At 35.5% G+C, this 19,012-nt stretch carries 20 protein-coding genes; 16 read left to right on the top strand and 4 right to left on the bottom strand.

The window, feature by feature from the left end:
* Positions 1-4 precede the first annotated feature (4 nt).
* The 4 genes from F3H00_RS06135 to F3H00_RS06120 are packed head-to-tail and all read left to right on the top strand — an operon-like array spanning position 5 to position 3,156.
* Positions 5-1,078 carry a glycosyltransferase family 4 protein gene (locus F3H00_RS06135; RefSeq protein WP_148799161.1) on the top strand — a complete coding sequence of 358 codons (1,074 nt, stop codon included), beginning with the start codon at positions 5-7 and terminating at the stop codon, positions 1,076-1,078.
* Positions 1,075-1,872: a polysaccharide deacetylase family protein gene (locus tag F3H00_RS06130; protein ID WP_148799159.1), complete on the top strand. Its 798-nt coding sequence runs from the start codon at positions 1,075-1,077 to the stop codon at positions 1,870-1,872. Before F3H00_RS06135 ends, F3H00_RS06130 begins: the two co-directional genes overlap by 4 nt.
* Complete coding sequence (locus F3H00_RS06125; protein WP_148799157.1) at positions 1,872-2,378, top strand: nucleoside/nucleotide kinase family protein; 507 nt, start codon at positions 1,872-1,874, stop codon at positions 2,376-2,378. The genes F3H00_RS06130 and F3H00_RS06125 overlap by 1 nt, the downstream gene beginning before the upstream one ends.
* Positions 2,371-3,156 (top strand): glycosyltransferase family 25 protein, encoded by a 786-nt coding sequence (locus F3H00_RS06120; protein ID WP_148799155.1) that lies wholly within the window; start codon positions 2,371-2,373, stop codon positions 3,154-3,156. Before F3H00_RS06125 ends, F3H00_RS06120 begins: the two co-directional genes overlap by 8 nt.
* A gap of 8 nt (positions 3,157-3,164) precedes the next feature.
* Here F3H00_RS06120 and F3H00_RS06115 read toward each other — a convergent pair whose 3' ends face one another.
* Genes F3H00_RS06115 through F3H00_RS06105 form a run of 3 tightly spaced genes read right to left on the bottom strand, consistent with a single transcriptional unit; the run spans position 3,165 to position 6,001 of the window.
* On the bottom strand, positions 3,165-3,923 hold the full coding sequence (locus F3H00_RS06115) for a polysaccharide deacetylase family protein (protein ID WP_021091761.1): 759 nt from the start codon (positions 3,921-3,923) through the stop codon (positions 3,165-3,167).
* Complete coding sequence (locus F3H00_RS06110) at positions 3,920-4,969, bottom strand: glycosyltransferase family 4 protein (protein WP_148799153.1); 1,050 nt, start codon at positions 4,967-4,969, stop codon at positions 3,920-3,922. The genes F3H00_RS06115 and F3H00_RS06110 overlap by 4 nt, the downstream gene beginning before the upstream one ends.
* Positions 4,970-4,972: 3 nt before the next feature.
* Positions 4,973-6,001: a glycosyltransferase family 2 protein gene (locus tag F3H00_RS06105; RefSeq protein WP_187424085.1), complete on the bottom strand. Its 1,029-nt coding sequence runs from the start codon at positions 5,999-6,001 to the stop codon at positions 4,973-4,975.
* Between the two features lie 86 nt (positions 6,002-6,087).
* On the opposite strand from F3H00_RS06105, the gene F3H00_RS06100 reads away from it, so the two are divergent.
* Positions 6,088-7,260, top strand: coding sequence for an O-antigen ligase family protein (locus F3H00_RS06100; RefSeq protein WP_148799150.1), 1,173 nt, complete (start codon positions 6,088-6,090; stop codon positions 7,258-7,260).
* A 58-nt stretch (positions 7,261-7,318) separates the two neighbouring features.
* On the opposite strand, the gene uvrA is transcribed toward F3H00_RS06100, so the two are convergent.
* Positions 7,319-10,147 (bottom strand): excinuclease ABC subunit UvrA, encoded by a 2,829-nt coding sequence (gene uvrA / locus F3H00_RS06095; protein WP_148799148.1) that lies wholly within the window; start codon positions 10,145-10,147, stop codon positions 7,319-7,321.
* Positions 10,148-10,321: 174 nt separating this feature from the next.
* Between uvrA and F3H00_RS06090 the strand changes: the two genes are divergently transcribed.
* The 11 genes from F3H00_RS06090 to F3H00_RS06040 all read left to right on the top strand — a co-directional run bounded on the left by F3H00_RS06090 (position 10,322) and on the right by F3H00_RS06040 (position 18,999).
* Positions 10,322-10,606: an NADH-quinone oxidoreductase subunit I gene (locus F3H00_RS06090; protein ID WP_021091598.1), complete on the top strand. Its 285-nt coding sequence runs from the start codon at positions 10,322-10,324 to the stop codon at positions 10,604-10,606.
* 108 nt (positions 10,607-10,714) lie between these two features.
* Positions 10,715-11,128 (top strand): nucleoside-diphosphate kinase, encoded by a 414-nt coding sequence (gene ndk / locus F3H00_RS06085; RefSeq protein WP_148799146.1) that lies wholly within the window; start codon positions 10,715-10,717, stop codon positions 11,126-11,128.
* Positions 11,129-11,144: 16 nt separating this feature from the next.
* A complete protein-coding gene (locus F3H00_RS06080; RefSeq protein ID WP_103604358.1) occupies positions 11,145-11,504 on the top strand; it encodes a YceD family protein in 360 nt (119 codons plus the stop codon).
* A 12-nt stretch (positions 11,505-11,516) separates the two neighbouring features.
* Entirely contained in the window at positions 11,517-11,663 is a 147-nt protein-coding gene (gene rpmF, locus F3H00_RS06075; protein ID WP_148799143.1) for a 50S ribosomal protein L32, read from the top strand.
* Positions 11,664-11,666: 3 nt separating this feature from the next.
* Positions 11,667-12,656: a phosphate acyltransferase PlsX gene (plsX, locus tag F3H00_RS06070; protein ID WP_148799142.1), complete on the top strand. Its 990-nt coding sequence runs from the start codon at positions 11,667-11,669 to the stop codon at positions 12,654-12,656.
* A 3-nt stretch (positions 12,657-12,659) separates the two neighbouring features.
* On the top strand, positions 12,660-13,664 hold the full coding sequence (locus F3H00_RS06065; protein ID WP_148799140.1) for a beta-ketoacyl-ACP synthase III: 1,005 nt from the start codon (positions 12,660-12,662) through the stop codon (positions 13,662-13,664).
* Positions 13,665-13,903: 239 nt separating this feature from the next.
* Entirely contained in the window at positions 13,904-14,503 is a 600-nt protein-coding gene (locus F3H00_RS06060; protein WP_021091673.1) for a peroxiredoxin, read from the top strand.
* Between the two features lie 123 nt (positions 14,504-14,626).
* Positions 14,627-15,709 carry a PilZ domain-containing protein gene (locus tag F3H00_RS06055; RefSeq protein ID WP_148799138.1) on the top strand — a complete coding sequence of 361 codons (1,083 nt, stop codon included), beginning with the start codon at positions 14,627-14,629 and terminating at the stop codon, positions 15,707-15,709.
* An 8-nt stretch (positions 15,710-15,717) separates the two neighbouring features.
* Entirely contained in the window at positions 15,718-18,006 is a 2,289-nt protein-coding gene (locus F3H00_RS06050; RefSeq protein ID WP_149703770.1) for an ATP-binding protein, read from the top strand.
* A 58-nt stretch (positions 18,007-18,064) separates the two neighbouring features.
* Entirely contained in the window at positions 18,065-18,676 is a 612-nt protein-coding gene (gene plsY / locus F3H00_RS06045) for a glycerol-3-phosphate 1-O-acyltransferase PlsY (protein ID WP_103559761.1), read from the top strand.
* A complete protein-coding gene (locus F3H00_RS06040) occupies positions 18,673-18,999 on the top strand; it encodes a dihydroneopterin aldolase (RefSeq protein WP_148799134.1) in 327 nt (108 codons plus the stop codon). The genes plsY and F3H00_RS06040 overlap by 4 nt, the downstream gene beginning before the upstream one ends.
* Positions 19,000-19,012 lie beyond the last annotated feature (13 nt).

Here is a 19,012-nt window from a genome sequence, read left to right as displayed (position 1 = left end):
GCAGATGAACATTATTCACACGCAGACACTTTTTAATTGGGGTGGTGAGCAAAATAAGACACTAAACGAGATGCGTTTTATGCGTGAAATTGGTCATAATGTCATACTTTTTTGCAACCCAAACTCTCAGATAGAAAGCATTGCAAAAGAAGAAGGCTTTAGTGTTATAGCACAAGAGATGAGCAAGAAAAATTTTCATAAAAGCATACCGGCCATTTGCAAAGCAATAAAAGATAACAATATAGATGTGGTCATAACTCATGGATCAACTGATAGTTGGGTTGGGGCCATTGCCGGACTATTTTACCGAAGTAAGGGCGTTAAATTTTATAAGGAAAGACACAATCTTTTTCCTATAAAAGGCTTTCTTTCAAAACTCATGCACAAAAGACTATTTGATAAAATTTTGTACATCTCAACTAGTGTTAAGGAGTATCTGCTAAATATCGGCGTTAGCAAAGATAGGCTCTTTTTTATGCCAAGTACGGTTGATGTAGAAATGATCGATAGCACAAAAAGTACTTTTAGAGATGAGTTTAATATCAATAAAGATGAGCTAGTCATCGGTACTTTTACTTCGCTTTACCGCAAAAAAGGTGTCTACGACTTTGCAAATGCAGCAAAAGAAATTTTAAAAGAAAAGGGCGCTACTATAGTATTTGCAGGAAATATCAGCGAAAGCACAAAAAACGAGATTGCCTCGATTTTTAGCAATAAAGATAAGATTATATTTACTGGATTTAGAAAAGACGCGGCAAATATCATAAAAAGCTTTGATATCTATGTATTTGCCTCGCACTCTGAGGGGCTTGGTACAGTTTTGCTTGAAGCAATGAGCTCAAAAGTACCTATCGTGGTCTATGACAACGCGCCGATGAACGTACTAGTTAAAGATAAAGAGCGTGGGCTTTGTGCTAAAAATTTAGATGAAATTTCGCTAAAAGAGTGCATTTTGGAGCTGATAAATGAGCCTGAAAAAGCCAAAATTTACTCACAAAACACCTTTAAATTTGTGGATGAAAACTTTAGCCATAAAGCGCTAAAAGAGGCTATTAAAAATTTACTGGAGCAAAAATGAACTACCCAGTTTGCGTGCTAACGATGCACCACTGTAATAACAATGAAAATGACTTTGCCATTAAACCAGAGCTATTTAAAAAAGCACTTCTTATGGCGCTAGATGAGGGCTATAAATTTATAAACTACAGCCAGTTTAAAGATATAGCTAGTGGCCGAGTAAAAGCCTCAAGAAAGAGCATTTTGCTAACTTTTGATGATGGATATTTTGATAATTATAAATTTGCATTTCCTATCCTAAAAGAGCTAAATATTCCAGCTGTGTGCTTTTTGATAACAGATAAGATTAAAGATTTTAAAAGGCAAAACTACGACTTTGCATTTAAAAAACATAAAGAAATAGACTACGAAAAAGATGGTGAGTATTTTTTAAATTTAGACGAGATCAGGCAGATGCAAGAGAGTGGCCTTTTTGAGTTTGATAGCCATACAGCGAGCCACTTTTCTTGCAAAAGTAACGATGAAGTAAAATTAAGAGAGGAATTTTCTAGCTCGCTTGCTAAGATAAAAGAGCTATTTCCTAAAAAAAAAGAATTTGGGTTTTGCTTTCCCAAAGGGCATTTTAATGAGCTTTCACTAAAAGTCGTGAGAGATTATTATGACTTTGCTTTTAGCGTGATAGATGGCGGATTTTGCGTAGGAGATGATAAATTTAAGATAAGACGTATCGATATATCAAACAATGCAAAGAGCGAGAGTGATTACATTTTTAGAGTTAAAAAGAAGCTTTTTATCTATTCTACGCCAGTGCTAGGAAATTTATATTCAAATTTTAGAAATAGAGGCTATAAATAATGCTTGAAGCATTAAACGAGGCTTGTAAAGAAATTTTAAAAGATAAAAAACAAGTCTTAATCGCTCTTACTGGGCTTCATGGTAGTGGCAAAAGTACACTTGCAAAACAAATTAGGAAAAATGGATTTAAAAACTTTAAACCTTATCAAATCGCTGTAATCGACGATGATGTAATGAGTCTAAATTTATTTATAGCTCGTCCAAAGATAAAAATCAAAAGCGATCATCAAGATGAGCTAAAACCATTTTTTAAATTTATCATTCCGTTTGTAAAAGTCGTAATATACGTAAGCGCAAATCCACTTTTACGTATAAGCAAATGCGACATTCTTTGTGTTTTAAATGCTGATGAAAAAGCTCGAATCGCTGGAATTTATAAAAGAAATTCTAGTGACGATTTAATCAACACCCAAAAGCATATAAACAAAAAAGAGCTTGATCTAGCAGGCCTTGCATATAAAGTCAAGTTAGAATTTGACTTAAAAGTTGGAGCAAAAAATGAATAATCCCCTCTATGTAATATCATTAAAAAGAGATGAAGAGCGAAGGCAAAATTTACAAAGACAATTTAAAAGATATGATGAATTTAAAATAATAGATGCGGTTGATGCTAAAAATTTTAGTGTCAATGAGTATTACAGTGCCATGATAGATTGCTTATTAAAATCTTGCAATGAAGATTATAAATTTAAGATACCGCCATTAATTGCGACACCAGGTGAGCTAGCATGCACAATGTCACACATAAAAGCTTATGAGGATTTTTTACAAGGCAACGCGGAATTTACTTTAATATTAGAGGATGATGTTATTGGAAATGACGAATTAATAGATGAGGCCTTTTTGCTATGCAAAGATATAAGTAGTGATAGCATTTTGATATGCGGTGTGCAAGATGGATTAAATAGTAGATTTCGTGCTTTTGGCAAAAAAATAAAAAAAAATTTATATTTTATCTCACCATACTCATATGCTAGTATATATAGAACGGCTGCTTACATTCTAACAAGAAAGAGTGCAAAAGCTCTGCTTGATTTTTACAAAGATGGTCTTTACGGGGCCGATAAATGGGAGGCGATCCTAAAAAACACTGATATAAAAATGTACTTTAGCAACATCTTTTCTCATCCAGAGGAACTAAATAGCTCTAGCTTAGAAAACCAAAGAAAGCAAAAAGAGAAGATAAATTCTCTTTTTAAAAAATCTAATAAAAATTTCTCATACAAAATTTCAAGATTTTATGAAAAACATATAGCTAAAAATGAGAGAATTTTTACAAAGTAAAATTTCTCCTAAGATTTTAGTGTTGAATATAGTGAGCCTAAAAAGTCATTTTGATAGATAAATAGTGTCTTTTTTAGCCAATTTGCATCTTTTTTTACCGCTATTCGCCTTATATCATCAAGCACACCATCGGGTTTATTTATCCCACGCTTTGTTGTGAAAAATACCTCATAGCCAGCGCTTTTTGCCACATTTTTTAGCTCATCATTAAATTTACCTCTTGGCCAGCAAAGTAGCTTGTCATCAAAGCCAAAATTTTTATATATAAATTCTTTGCATTTTGTAAAATTTTCTTTCATTTCACAAATACCAAAATAATCATCAAAATGCGTATAAGTATGCGAGTGAAAGTCAAAGCACTCTTTCATCTTTGCTATTTCCTCGTAGTTTAAAAATACATCTTCAGGTCTAGTTGGTGCAGCATTTTTGTATTCGTTATGATCTAACTCTATAAACTCGCCACTTTTTCTACTCGCCTGCTCTATCCAGCCAGCAACTAGAAAAATAGTCGCTTTAAGATTAAATTCCTTGATAATAGGATATGCGTAGACAAAATTATCCTTCCAGCCATCATCAAATGTGATAAAGACACTCTTTTTTGGCACACTAAGCTCACCTTTTTTATATGCCACAAACTCGGCCGAACTTAGCGATTTGTAGCCATTTTGAGCTAAAAATTTCATCTGATCTCTAAACTCATCTACGCTACTTGCAATAAACCCACTCTTTTCAAGCACATGATGATACATTAAAACTGTTACGCTCATTTTGCAAGTTCCATATATAAATTTTGAGTATTTTCTATCATTTTTTCGATACTAAATATCTCTTTTACATACTCTCTGCCAAACTCACCCATCTGTTTTCTTAAATTTTCATCCAAAATGAGCCTTTCGAGCACCTTCTTTAGCTCCTCTTTGTTGCCATTTTCAAATAAAAATCCGCTTTTGCCATTACTTACCGCCTCGCCAAGTCCGCCCACATCGCTTCCAATAGTAGCTAGCTTGCACGAAGATGCCTCAAGCAGCGCTCCACCGATAGCCTCCATCTCTGAAGGTAACACACAGATATCAAGTGAGCCCAAAAAATCGCTCACATCTGTTCTGTTGCCAAGCATAAAGATATTTTTTTTGTCTTTTATATACTCTTTTAGATTTTTATTTTGCGGGCCATCACCTACGATAAAAATGGCTGATTTTTCTAAATTTAACTCGCTAAATGCATCGATTAAGAGCTTATGATTTTTAGCAGCTCTTAACACTGCCACAATACAAATGCCTACTACATCGTCACTTAGACCAAATTCTTTTTTCATATCTATCTTAAATTCTGGCGTATATTTTTGCGTATCGATGCCAGTGTAGATTTTTAGAACCTTCTCTTTTTTAACACCTCTTTTGATAAGATCAGCGCAAACTGAGTCACAAACGCCAACTACCTTTGTGCTTAGGTTGTAAGGTATGGGAGAGCTTATAGGCAGCTGCAAATGCCTAGTGCGAACCACGCTAACGCCGCAAATTTTACCCACAATCGCTCCAATGGTACCATCTTTGCCTGAGTGCGTTGAGATGATTTTTATATTATTTTGTTTTACAAATTTGCAAATTTTTAAAATTTCAAAGATATTAAAAGACTTTTTGAGACTAAACTCAACAAATTCGCACTCTATTTGCTTCTCAAAGCTTTTTGAGCCAGGATTTAGCCCATAAAAAACCTTAAATTTACTCTTATCTAGCCCATTTATCACACGCTGTGTGCGGTGTTCTTGCCCACCAAATCCAAGAGAGCTTTCAAGCTCAAGTATATTTATCATTTTCTACTCTTTAAATTCTTTCATTTTTCTATTTGACAAAAAGCCATTTATTGTATTAAAGATTTTTAAAATTTTTGATACATTTTCGTACGATTTTATATTTTTTAGCACTTTAAGCAAAATTCTTTGTTTTAATCTAAGCTTTGAAAAACCAGCTGAGTTTATGATGCTATCAATATCTGCATAAAAAAGATCAAGTGCCTTTACATAGCTACTATTTTTTAGATTTGGTCTCGCCGAAATGGCTGGCATATAGACGCTTTTTATCTTTCTAAGCTCTAGATCTGGCACCATTTCAAGAGCTAAATTTTTGTTTTTTAAAATTGAGATTATGTCATCATAAACAAATTTATGATCCATTACGGCTTTTAGTTTTTCAAAACCAGCAGTGTTGTTGTCTCCAATCTTATAGCAATAAAAAGCCTTATTTAGCTTTACAAGAGTTTTTGAAGCGATAACATTTCTCACTACAGTATGAAAATCTTCAGCTTGCGTGATCCCAACTGGAAATAAATTTTCTTTTAAAATTTTAGTCCTAATCGCCTTATTTGCCGCATTATGCAAGACTTTGTTGTGCCTTGAGGCTAAAAGCCTTTTTAGATACTCGTTTTTATCGATTACGCCATCCTCTTTTGTCTCAAAATCCTTCAAAAGGAGCTTTTTATGACCATAGACCTTACACATATCTGTTATCACTATGTCGGCATCAAATTTTTCTGCGATATCATAAACACTTGAAGCATAATCTTTTTCCACATAGTCATCAGCATCTACGCAGATAGTATATTTCCCACTAGCTAGTAATATACCGTCATTTCTAGCAGCACTAACACCGGCATTGCTCTTTGTTTTTAATATTATTTTATCTTTATATTCTTCTAATATCTCTAGCGTATTGTCAGTACTTCCATCATTAATAACTATAATCTCAATATCATCCATGTCTTGAGATATAAGCGAATTTAAACAATCCCTAATGTGCTCTTTTTTGTTAAAAACAGGCACTACAAAGCTTATTTTCACATTAGGCACGATACTTCCTTTTAATTTTTGTTTAATTGTATATTATTTTTAGTTCAGCAATGATAAAATGCCCACTTAAAATTTAAAGGATCTGCATGAAAAACGACATCGTGTCTAAGCTCTACAATCTTTTTTTAGTTATTGTCTTATTTACACTACCAGTAACTGAGGGCTTAAAGCAAATTTCACTTACACTTTTCGTCTTGGCTGGAATTTATATTTGTGTCAAAGAAAAAAGGCAATTTAAATTTGATCTCATAAATATCTCGCTTTTTATCTTTGTTTTGGCTACTTTTGTAAGCTGCTTGGTAAATGGAGTTTCTGTATCAAGAGTGCTTGATCCACTAAGATGTATGCTATTTTTCTTTGTGGCCAGAAGTGTCGGCGTAGAAAAAATAAATTTTAAATTTTTATTTTTTGCCTTATTTGCTGGTTTTATCACTGCATTCATTCCAGCTTGTATAGAAAAATTCACTTCAAATGATCCTTTAGTACTTTTTGAGCTTAAATCAATAGGACACGTAAATCATAGCGCTATTTTTATGCTACTAGTTTTTTGTGTAGCATTAGTTTTGATAAATAGCAAAGAAATTTTTGAAAAGTACATAGGCATAAGTGTCGCCGGAATTTGCGTCCTTGGTATAATGATAGCTGGCTCTAGAGCTACAATGTATCTTTTACCAATCATTATTTTTACTTACTTGCTTTTTGAAATTTTAAATAAACAGATAAAAATAAAATTTTTATTAAGCTTGATAATTTTATTTGGTGTAATAGCCATTTCTTATATATACATATCAACAAATATTACTCAAGATGAAAGGTTATATAGTCAACTAACAAAGGGGGTTACTGGATCAGAGACTAGATATCCGATCTTTGCTAGCGCATTTTATACGTGGTTAGAACACCCTTTATTTGGGATAGGTTCTGGTGAGTTTAAGATCATTGATATAACAAAATATTTTCCAGGTAATGTTGAAGTTCATGTTAGTCACGCACACAATACATTTTTAACATTTTTAACAGAAAAGGGCATCGTTGCCTTGCTTGCATATTTGGTATTTCAACTATCACTCTTTATAAAATTCGTTAAAAATTTTAGACAAAATAGCATAGTTTTTCTTGCACTTTTAATGCTTATGGCTAATAATATAATCTCGCTTGCAAATACAACATTTCACCATGAAAATGCACTTTTAATGCTACTATTTTGGGCTCTAGCTTTAAGTGCGATAGATGAAAAATCGACCTTAAAAATTAGCTAATGCTCCAATACGCCTCAACCGTTTTAAATTGTATAAAGAAACGGTTGAGACAAATTTTTTATTTTTTCTTCATCTCCTCAAGCTCTTGCGCTAGAAATTCCCCCGTGTAGCTGCCAGTTTTTTTATAGTTTTTGGCTACCTCTTTGACATTTCCGCACGCTATCACTTTTCCACCTTTTGCGCCGCCCTCTGGTCCCATATCTACGATATAGTCGCAGTTTTTGATGACATCCATGTTATGCTCGATTACAAAGACAGAATTTCCAAGATCAACTAGGTGATTTAGTACTTTTACAAGCCTATCAACATCGGCAAAATGAAGCCCCGTCGTTGGTTCATCAAGGATGTAAAGCGTATTTCCGGTGTCACTTCTACTAAGCTCTTTTGCTAGCTTCACGCGCTGCGCCTCGCCGCCACTAAGTGTGACTGCATTTTGTCCAAGAGTGATGTAGCCAAGCCCCACGTCTTGCAGTGTGGTGAGCTTTGAAGCGATCTTTGGCACAGCTTTAAAGAACTCAACCGCCTCATCTATGCTCATATTTAGCACCTCGGCGATGTTTTTGCCTTTGTATAAAATTTCCAAGGTTTGAGCGTTATATCTAGCACCATTACAAACGTCACAAACCACGTTGATATCAGGCAAAAAGTGCATCTCGATCGTGATCTCACCCTCGCCTTGGCACTTCTCGCAGCGCCCACCTTTGACATTAAAGCTAAAACGCCCTATTTTATAGCCTCTAAGTTTAGCTTCTTTGGTCTGCGCAAACAAATTTCTTATCTCATCCATCACGCCAGTATATGTCGCTGGATTTGAGCGTGGGGTGCGGCCGATTGGGCTTTGATCAAGATAGATCACCTTGTCTAAATTTTCAAGTCCGCTTAAATTTACCCCAGCTATCTTTTTTACTTTTTTGGCTCTATTTAGCTGCTCCTGCGCCTCTGGAAGCAGGGTCTGAAGCACTAGTGAGCTCTTGCCAGATCCTGAAACGCCAGTGATACCCACAAGGTTTCTAAGCGGAAATTTCGCGGTTAAATTTGAGATGTTGTTGATATTTACATTTGAAATTTCGAGCCATTTTTCAGCTTTTCTGTTTTTTTGATAGTCGATCTTTTTCTTTCCATTTATATATAAGGCAGTCTGTGTGTCTGAGCTTAAAAGCTCTTTTGCCGTGCCTGCAAAGACCACATTACCACCAAATTTACCAGCTCCAGGGCCGATATCTACGATATAGTCAGCCTCCTCTATCGTCTTTTTATCATGCTCGACGACGATTACAGAGTTGCCTTTGGCTTGCAAATTTCTAAGCGTCTTTATAAGTTTTAGTGTATCTCGCTCGTGCAGACCAATGCTTGGCTCATCAAGCACGTACATGACGCCACTTAGCCCACTTCCGATCTGGCTTGCGATCCTTATACGTTGCGCCTCGCCACCACTGATCGTCCTAGCATCACGCCCAAGTGACAAGTAGCCAAGCCCCACGTCATACAAAAAGAAAAGCCTTTCGTTGATCTCTTTTAAAATAGGCTTTGCGATCGCCTTGTCATAGTCGCTGAGATATGCGAAATTTTTCTCATTCGAGAAAAAAGCGGTGCAGTTTTCTATGCTCATATCTAAAATTTCGCCAAGCCCAAGACCAGCGACCTTAACCGCTAGACTTTGAGGCTTTAGTCTGTGGCCATTACAAGCGTCGCAAATTTTCTCGCTCATATACTCGTCAAAGTCCTTGTAGTCTTTCAAAAGCCCGTGTGAAATTTTAACCACTCCGTCAAATTTTCTAAGCAGTTTATTTCGTTTCCAAAAGAACTCAACATCCTTCACATTTCCATATAAAACTAGCCTTTTTTCATCTTCACTAAGCTCATAATAAGGCTTTTTGATGTCGATACCATTTTGCTCACAAAAAGCAAGTAAAAATTTATAGTAATAGCTCATATTGTAGCCGTAAAGTAGCTTGATCGCGCCATTTTCTATCGACTTTTCCTCGTCGATGATCTTGCTCATATCTAGGCTATATCTTATACCAAGTCCGTCGCAGTGCTCGCAAGCGCCCTTTGGTGAGTTAAAGCTAAAGCTTAGCGGCTCAAGTGGCGTAAATGAAATTTTGCAGTCAAAACAAGCCATGTGCTCGCTGTAATGTATAAAGCTCTCTTTTAAACCAAGCTCGTCAGCATTTGCGATCTCTATCTCGACCTCGCCAAAACTCTCATTTAGCGCCTTTTCAACGTCGCTTGCAAGGCGTTCGTGATTTTGCTCATCGATAGCGATCCTATCAACGATGACCTTTATCGTGTGTTTTTTCGTTTTTGCAAGCTCGATCTCTTCATCAAGCCTCACCACCACGCCGTCTATCTGCGCTCTTACAAAGCCTTTTTGGCGTAAATTTTCGATCAAGTCTGCCCATGTGCCCTTTTTTTCACGCACTAGCGGTGCATAGATGATCACTTTTGCGCCAAGTGGGAGCTTTGAAATTTCATTTATGATGTCGCTCGCACTCATTTTTGAGATAGGTTTGCCGCATTTATGGCAGTGCTGCACGCCCACTCTTGCATATAAAAGCCTTAGGTAATCATAAATTTCAGTGATCGTGCCAACCGTTGAGCGAGGGTTTTTAGAGGTCGTCTTTTGATCGATCGCAATAGCAGGCGTTAAACCCTCTATCTTATCAACATCAGGCTTACCCACACGGTCTAAAAACTGCCTAGCATAGCTGCTAAGGCTCTCCATATATCTTCTTTGTCCCTCGGCATAAAGCGTATCAAAGGCTAGCGTGCTCTTGCCGCTTCCACTAAGACCGGTAAAAACTACTAATTTGTTTTTAGGAATTTTAAGATTTATATTTTTTAAGTTATGTTCTCTTGCACCAGTTATTTCAATAATATCGTTCATTAAATTTATACAACCTTTTTAAAATTTTAATCTGTAAATTTAGTCTAAAAGTGATAAAAGATTTATAAAGTAGTTTTTCTAAAATTCAAGATCATAGTTAAATTTAAGGGCTTATTTATATCATTTTCAGCTTTTTTTGATATTCTACGCCAAATTTTAATCTAAGGAGAAAAAATGTCTGTAAAAATAACTGATATATGCATAAGCTGTGGCTCATGTATTGATGAATGCCCGGTTTCAGCTATCGTTGATGATAGCGACAACCCAACTGGAGCAGATACATATTATGTTTATTCAAATAAATGCGTTGAGTGCGTAGGCTATAACGATGAGCCAGCCTGTGCATCTGCCTGTCCAACTGACGGTTGTATCGTATGGGACGCTGTTGTAGCAGGACAACCTTCGCGCGATCAGATCGGTGCTGATGCACGTAATGGCTCTATTCCAGTTATTCAATAAATTTATATTTATAAATTTTTAGGCTCAAATTGAGCCTATTTTATTTTTAAGCTTTATTTGATATAATTGCCAACTTCAATTTAAATAACCTAGATTTAAGGAAAATTTATGCAAAGAACACTTTCTATTATTAAGCCTGATGCTGTTAAGAAAAATGTTGTTGGAAAAATTATAGATAGATTTGAAAGTAACGGCCTAAGGATCGCAGCTGCAAAGAAAATCAAGCTTAGCAAATGCGATGCAAAAGCGTTTTACGCAGTTCACAAAGATAGACCTTTTTTCAATGATTTAGTTGATTTTATGGTAAGCGGACCAGTTGTAGTTATAGTTTTAGAGGGTGAAAATGCAGTTGCTAAAAACCGCGAGCTAATGGGTGCAACTAACCCAAAAGAAGCAGCTCCTGGCACTATAAGAGCTGATTTTGCTGATAGTATTGATGCAAATGCAGTTCACGGAAGTGACAGCCTAGAAAATGCTGTGAATGAGATAAATTTCTTCTTTGCTTCAAGAGAAATTTGCTAACTTTAGGTCAAGAAAATTGATTATATCTTTTTCTAAAATAGCAAACAAAGATATAAGCTTTGAGCTAGTAGGAAATGATAATTTAGTTTTTATTGGAATTTTAAAAAGAAAAGACCCTTTTTTGGTAAAATGTCAAGGTAAGATAAAAGGGAATATAAATTATGTTTGCGATCGATGTGGTGAGTCATTTATATTACCTATCGATCAAGATGTAGAGCTAAATTTAAGTGACGGTATTTATAAAGATAGCGAAAATGAGCTTAGCGATACGATGGAATTTTTTGATGGTAATATTGATTTAAAAGAAGTCCTTGAGAGTGAGTTAGAAGCTTTTAAAAGCGATTATTTCTATTGTGAAAAATGTAAAAATTTATAAAGGAGAGTAAAAATGGCAGTACCAAAGCGAAGAGTGAGTCATTCTCGTGCAGCAAAACGTAGAACACATTATAAAGTTACACTTCCAGTGCCTGTAAAAGACAAAGATGGTTCTTGGAAAATGCCTCACCACATAAACAAAACTACAGGTGAATATTAAAATATGATTCGCATTGCTATCGATGCTATGGGTGGTGATTTTGGTGCAGATCCTATAATATCTGGTGTTATTGATGCACTAAAAGAGACAGAATTTAAAGCTGTATTAGTCGGCGATAGCAATGTCATCAAACCACTCATTCCACAGTCTTATTTAAAAAATATCGAATTTTTAGAAGCTAGCGAAGTTATCTCAATGGCAGATGGCGCAACTGATGCGCTTAAAAGAAAAGATAGTACGATCTACAAAGCAATTGAACTCTTAAAAAACAAGGAAGTTGATGCTGTAGTTTCTGCTGGTCATAGTGGTGCAACTATGAGTTTAGCTACTCTAAGAATTGGTAGACTAAAAAATATATCTCGTCCAGCAATTGCAACACTTATGCCAAATTCAAAAGAATCTGTGACTTTGGTTTTAGATGTTGGTGCAAATGTTGATTGCAGAAGTGAGCATTTGTTTCAATTTGCCATAATGGGTGAGGCCTATGCAAAAGAAATTTTAGGTAGGAAAGAGCCAAAAGTTGGTCTTTTATCAAATGGCGAAGAAGAAAGCAAAGGCAATGAAGTTAGCAAAGAAGCCTTTAAATTAGTTTCTAGGCTTGATAGCTTTGTTGGTAATGCAGAAGGCAATCAAATTTTTGATGGTAGTATCGATGTAATGGTTTGTGATGGTTTTATGGGAAATATTCTTTTAAAAACTAGCGAAGGCGTTGCAGATGCTATAGGTAAAATTATCAAAAAACAAATTAAAAAATCACCTCTTGCTATAGCTGGCTCTGTACTCATGAGAAAAGTTTTTAAGACACTTAAAAAACAGGTTAGCTATGACGAATATGGCGGTGCACCACTTCTTGGTGTAAATGGTTGTGTTATCATAAGTCACGGCAAAAGTAATTCAAAAGCTATAAAAAATGCAATTTTTCAAGCAATAAAATTTGCTAATTCAAACATAAATAAAGTTATCGAAGAAGAACTTTCGCACTTTGCAAGGTAAAATATGCCAAAAGCTTCACTGATTTCTATCGCTTCTTATATTCCAGAAAAAATTCTAACAAATTTTGACTTTGAAAAAATGGTTGAAACAAGTGATGAATGGATAGTAAAGCGAACAGGTATCGAGCAAAGGCATATTGCAACTAACGAAACAACAAGTGACCTTGGTACAAAGGCTGGTGAATTAGCCATAAAACGCTCAGGACTTGATAAATCTCAAATAGATGCAATCATCTGTGCCACAATATCTCCAGATCATCTTTGTATGCCTTCTACTGCTTGCAAAATAGCTGCAAATTTGGGTTTAAACTATGGAGTTACAGCATTTGATATAAGTGCGGCTTGTACCGGTTTTATTTATCTTTTAGAACTTGCAAATTCTCTCATTGTTAGCGGTGCCAAAAAGAATGTTTTAATCATTGGGGCCGAAAAATTAAGCTCTATTGTTGACTATACAGATAGAAGCACTTGTATATTATTTGGTGATGGAGCAGGCGCGGCTGTAATTAGTAGTGGCAATGAAAATGAGATCATCGATATTCATACAGCAAGTGACGGCAAACAAGCTGAACTTTTAATAACTCCAGGATGCGGGAGTGTATTTCCAGCCAGTGAGGAAACACTAAAAAATAGACTAAATTTCATCCATATGAGTGGAAATGAAGTTTTTAAAATAGCAGTTCAAACACTTAGCAAAAGCGTAATAGAAATTTTGCATGCAAACAAAATGCAAAGCGAAGATATTGATTTTTTTATACCTCATCAAGCAAATATAAGAATAATAGACGCAGTAAAAAATAGATTAAATTTTAAAGATGAGCAATGTGTCTTGACTGTTGCCAAATATGGCAATACAAGCTCCGCTTCAATTCCGATGGCTATAAATGATGCCTATGAAGACGGCCGCATCAAAAATGGTTCTATTTTACTTCTTGATGCATTTGGTGGCGGCTTTACATGGGGATCAGCGATTCTAAAATTTGGCGGAAAGAATTTTAGTGATTTATGACAATCGCAATAATTCATTTTCTAAATTTTTAGCAATGCTTTTACTAATTTCTTTCAAATACTCTCATTAATAAATTTTTAAAATTCAAATTTTTACTACTTTTAACAAGAATCCATTTTCTATTTTTACCAATAACACTAAATTTGCTAAATAAAAATTTCCAAAATATGTTTAAACTAAATTTAATTTTGAATAGATATAATTTCGCAATCAATAAAATTTATTATTAAGGAGAACAAATGTTAGTAACAAAAAAAGCACCTGATTTTACAGCTGCAGCAGTTTTAGGAAACAATCAAATTGTAAATGATTTTAATCTTTATAAAAATATTGGCGAGAAAGGCGCGGTTGTATTTTTCTATCCAATGGATTTTACTTTTGTTTGCCCAAGCGAAATTATCGCATTTGACAAAAGATATGACGAGTTCAAGTCACGTGGTATCGAAGTTATCGCAGTTTCATGCGACAACCAATTTTCACATTTTGCATGGAAAGAGACTCCAGTAAACAAAGGCGGTATTGGTAAAGTTCGCTTCCCTATCGTAGCTGATATGACAAAATCAATCGCTCGCGGATTTGACGTACTTCTAGAAGATGCTGGTGTAGCACTTCGTGGCTCATTCTTACTAGACAAAGATGGCACTGTTCGCCATGCAGTTATAAATGATCTTCCACTTGGCAGAAATATCGATGAGATGATAAGAATGGTTGATACTATGCTATTTACAAATGAGCACGGCGAAGTTTGTCCAGCTGGCTGGAACAAAGGTGATGCTGGCATGAAACCAAGCACTGAAGGTGTTGCTGACTACCTTTCACACAACGAAGGCAAACTATAATCAACGGAAATTTCTAGGTATCCTTTATCTAGAAATTTCTCCTCCAAATAAATTTAAATACTTTTTTAATATAACTTTTTATATCATAGCCTTGGCTTTAATCAATAACATTCCGGAGACTACATGGATTTTAAAGGCAGGCAAGAGCTTGTAATAAATTGCGAAGATAGCATACTTAAATTAAGAGATAAATTTATCGATGACGGTATCAAATTTTGTAGACAGCTAACATTTATCGTGCCGTACGATCAGGTAAAAATTTGTCTTGAAAACATCTTTGATACACTGCTTATTCAAAAGCCAAATGCTACGCAGCTACAAGATGATTTAAATAATCTAATACCAAAATCAAATGCAAGAGATGAATTAATAAATTTCCTACTTTTAAATTTGACCTTAAATTTTAGTCACTCTTGTGACAATAGCACTTTCGTAGGTTATTTCGTAAATGCCGTTTCAAGAATCAAAGAAATTTTATGTGGTGCCAAAGATCAGCAAGAAACAAATGTAAAAGATATGATTGAGACCGGAACATTTTTTTATGAAGATCCAATCAATACATTCACTCGCATGAAAAAAGCCAAGGTAAGGCCTGAGCTTTTAAATTTATACGATGGGCTTAATATAAAGTACGAAGCTGAAATTTTAGAAGTTAAGGAAGATAGTGTCGTTTTTCGCGTGGATATGATGCAAATTTTAGCCATGAAGCAAGACGGCAAAGGTTTTATTTTGCCAAATAGCTTTTTCTCAAAGCCATTATGTGCTGATATTGTTAATTACAATATAGTCAATAAAGGTGTCACTCTTTCAAATTTCTTACGAAATACAACGATGTACGCATATAAAAGAAAATTCCAACGTATCTTGCCAAATCGTTTCACCAAAACTATTATCAAAGGCAAGCAAGACAAGATCGAAGGTAGCCTTTATGATGTTTCTGAGGGTGGCATAAGCGTATTAAGCCCGCAAACTACAAATTTTCAAGATGGAGAAGAGCTAGAAGCGACCTTTGAAATCTTAATCGCGCCAGATAAAGTAAAAAACGTGACTTTAAAACTAAGACTTGTTACAGAGCTGTCATATAAAGGCTACATAAGATACTGCATGAAGCTTATTGATGATGATGAAACGATAAAAGATTTTACGCAAAAGCGCATAAAAGAGACACTTGACGAGCTTCGCTCACGTATAAATTTATACGAATAAGGCAGCTAGTGAAAACAATACAAGAAAATTTAAAACTTTTTTATATCGGACTAAAAGACAAAGAGCCATTTTTTTATAAAAATAAGGATCTAACCACCCACGCAGCTATCATAGGTATGACAGGTAGCGGTAAAACAGGCCTTGGTATCACGCTTTTAGAAGAGGCATGCATAGACAATATCCCTTCTATCATCATCGATCCAAAGGGCGACATCACAAATTTAGCTCTAACCTTTCCGCAGATGAGGCCGGAGGATTTTTTACCATACATAGATGAAGCAGAAGCAACCAACAAAGGTCAAAGCGTAGAGGAATTTGCCACCTCTCAAGCCGAGCTTTGGAAAAACGGCATAGAGTCGAGCTTTCAAGATCTTGAGCGAGTAAAAATTTTAAAAGAAAGCGCAAACTTTAACATCTACACACCAAAAAGCTCAGCTGGTATAGGCGTGGCGCTACTTAGTGATTTTGCCTGCCCAAATATTACTGATGAAGAAATTTTTAGCAACTATATAAATTCGCTTGCAGCCTCGGTATTATCTCTTATTGGTATAAATTCTGAGGACATGAGCTCAAAAGAACAGCTTCTCATCTCAACCATATTCGAGACTAAATTTAAAGAGCAAAAAGATGTTAGCATCGAAGAGCTTATTAATTTCATAGCAAATCCGCCGTTTAAAAAGATAGGCATTTTTGACGTGGATACCTTCTATCCAAGCAGTGAGCGCCTAAAGCTTGCCATGAAGATAAACGCTCTCATCGCAAGCCCAAGTTTTAAAGGCTGGACTCAAGGCGTTAGACTTGAAATTTCAAAGATGCTATTTGACGAAAACGGCAAAGCAAAGTGCAATATCTTTACGATCTCACACCTAAATGAGGCTGAGAGGATGTTTTTTGTCACCCTTTTACTAAACGAGATCATCGCGTGGATGCGCGGCACCGAGGGCACAAGCTCACTTAGAGCGATCCTATATATGGACGAAATTTTTGGCTTCTTCCCACCAAATGCAAACCCACCGTCAAAAACGCCTATGCTTACGCTCTTAAAACAAGCTCGTGCATTTGGTTTAGGCTGCGTATTAAGCACGCAAAACCCAGTAGATCTTGACTACAAAGGCCTTAGCAACATCGGTACTTGGTTCATCGGTCGCCTCCAAACAGCGCAGGACAAAGCCCGTGTGATCGACGGCTTAAGCGGCATCGCAGGCTCAAGCTTAGACAAAGCCTCACTTGAAAATCTCATATCAAATTTAGCCAAGAGAAATTTCTTACTCAAAAATATAAACGAGGACGGCTTAAACGTCATCTCCACTCGCTGGGCACTTAGCTATCTAAAAGGTCCGCTCAGCCGTGAGCAAATTTCAAATTTGATGAAAGATAAAAAAGAAAATTTAAGCACTCAAAGCGTGGATAAAAGCGAGATGAAATTTAGCATAAAGCCTATCATTTCAAATGAGATCACACAGCTTTATACTAATTCAAAAACCCTTACACCAAACCTGCTAGCGAGCGCAAAGGTAAGAATTTATGACGCCAAAAAAGATATCGATAGCGTTTATGAAGTAAGCTATCTTTATGAACTAAATGAAAATGATAATGAGCCAAACTGGAGCGAAGCTAGTCAAAATTTACATATCGATGCAAGCTTAGACGAACCAAGTGATGCAAGCTTTGCAGCCGTGCCAAATTTCATTTTAAAAGCTAAAAATTTTGACAATATCCAAAAAGATTTTAAAGAGTATCTGTATAGAAATTTTAAATTTAATACCTTTGAGGCATTGGGAATTTATTCAAAAAACAATGAAACAAAGGAGCAGTTTTATATCAGGCTTCAAGATAAGTGCAATGAAATTTCAGAAGAACAAACAGCAAAACTTACAGCAAAATTTGAAAAAGAGCGAAAAAGCTTACAAGACAAGCTAAACAAGGCTCTAGCAAAGCTTGATAAAGAGCAAAAAGAGATGACCACAACTGGGCTTGATGCTGTCATAAATATAGGCGCTAGCATACTTGGAGCGATATTTGGCAACAAGCTTTTATCTCGTCAAAATGCGGGCAAAATCGCATCAAGCGCAAGAAGCGCAAATAGAGTCTTAAAAGAGCGAAATGACGTCAAGCTTAGCGAGCAAAGCGTAAATGATATAAATTTAGCCATTAGCGAACTTGAGGAGAAATTTGAAAAAGAAAGCAACGAACTAAAGGAAGCAAACGATATAAAAAATATCACTATAAATGAAATACAAATTTCACCAAAGAAAAGCGATATCTATGACGAGAAAGTCGTGTTTTTGTGGAGATGATTTATAAAATAATTAGTATTTTTTTACTATCATTTCTGTTAAATTTAAAAGGTAAAATATGCAAAATTTAATACTTTATGCCATTAGTTATCTACTTGGAAGCATTCCGTCTGGCCTCATTCTTGCAAAAATTTTTGGGCATGTTGATATAAAAAATGAAGGTAGCAAGAGCATCGGTGCGACAAATGTTTTAAGAGTTTTAAAACAAAAAGATCCAAAATTAGCCAAAAAACTAGCCATTTTAACGATAGTTTGTGATGTTTTAAAAGGAGTTTTGCCACTTATTGTCGCTTCATATTTGGGAGCTAGTCAAAGCGTGCTTTGGACGATGGCGGTTTTAAGCGTGGTCGGACATTGCTTTTCAATATTCTTAGGATTTCAAGGCGGCAAAGGAGTCGCAACTGGAGCTGGAGTGATCGCATTTTTCTTACCAGTTGAGATCATTATTGCTCTAGCTGTTTGGTTTGTGGTCGGAAAATTTTTAAAAATTAGCTCTCTTGCTTCACTTTGTGCGTTGATAGCTCTGATCGTATCAAGCTTTATAATCCACCCAGATTTAGATGAAATTTATACACACGCTCCGATACTAATCATCGCATTTTTAGTAGTTTATAAACACATACCAAATATCGTTCGCCTGCTTTCAGGCAAGGAGAAAAAAGTCGTATGAAAAGTGAAATGACGACGATCATTAAAGATTATAAATTTGAAACGATTATCGGAATGCTTGATTTTGAGCGAGTCACTAAGCAAGAGGTGCAAATGAATCTAGAAATTCGCTCAACTAGTTTTATTGATTATGTTTTAATTATTGACTTTGTTAAAAATTTTTATAATGAAAGACAGTTTCAAAGCGTTGAAGAGTCGCTTGAAGAAACCAGCAAAGCGTTAAAAGAGAAATTTGGCTCACTAACTAGCCTTAAAATGGAAATTTTAAAAACTGAAATTTTACCAAATGCAGTTGTTGGAGCAAAAATAAACACTATTTTTTAAAAATTTATTAAAC

It is taken from the genome of Campylobacter concisus (assembly GCF_902460845.1).
Lineage (GTDB): Bacteria > Campylobacterota > Campylobacteria > Campylobacterales > Campylobacteraceae > Campylobacter_A > Campylobacter_A concisus_X.
This window is presented reverse-complemented; position numbering and strand designations above follow the sequence as displayed.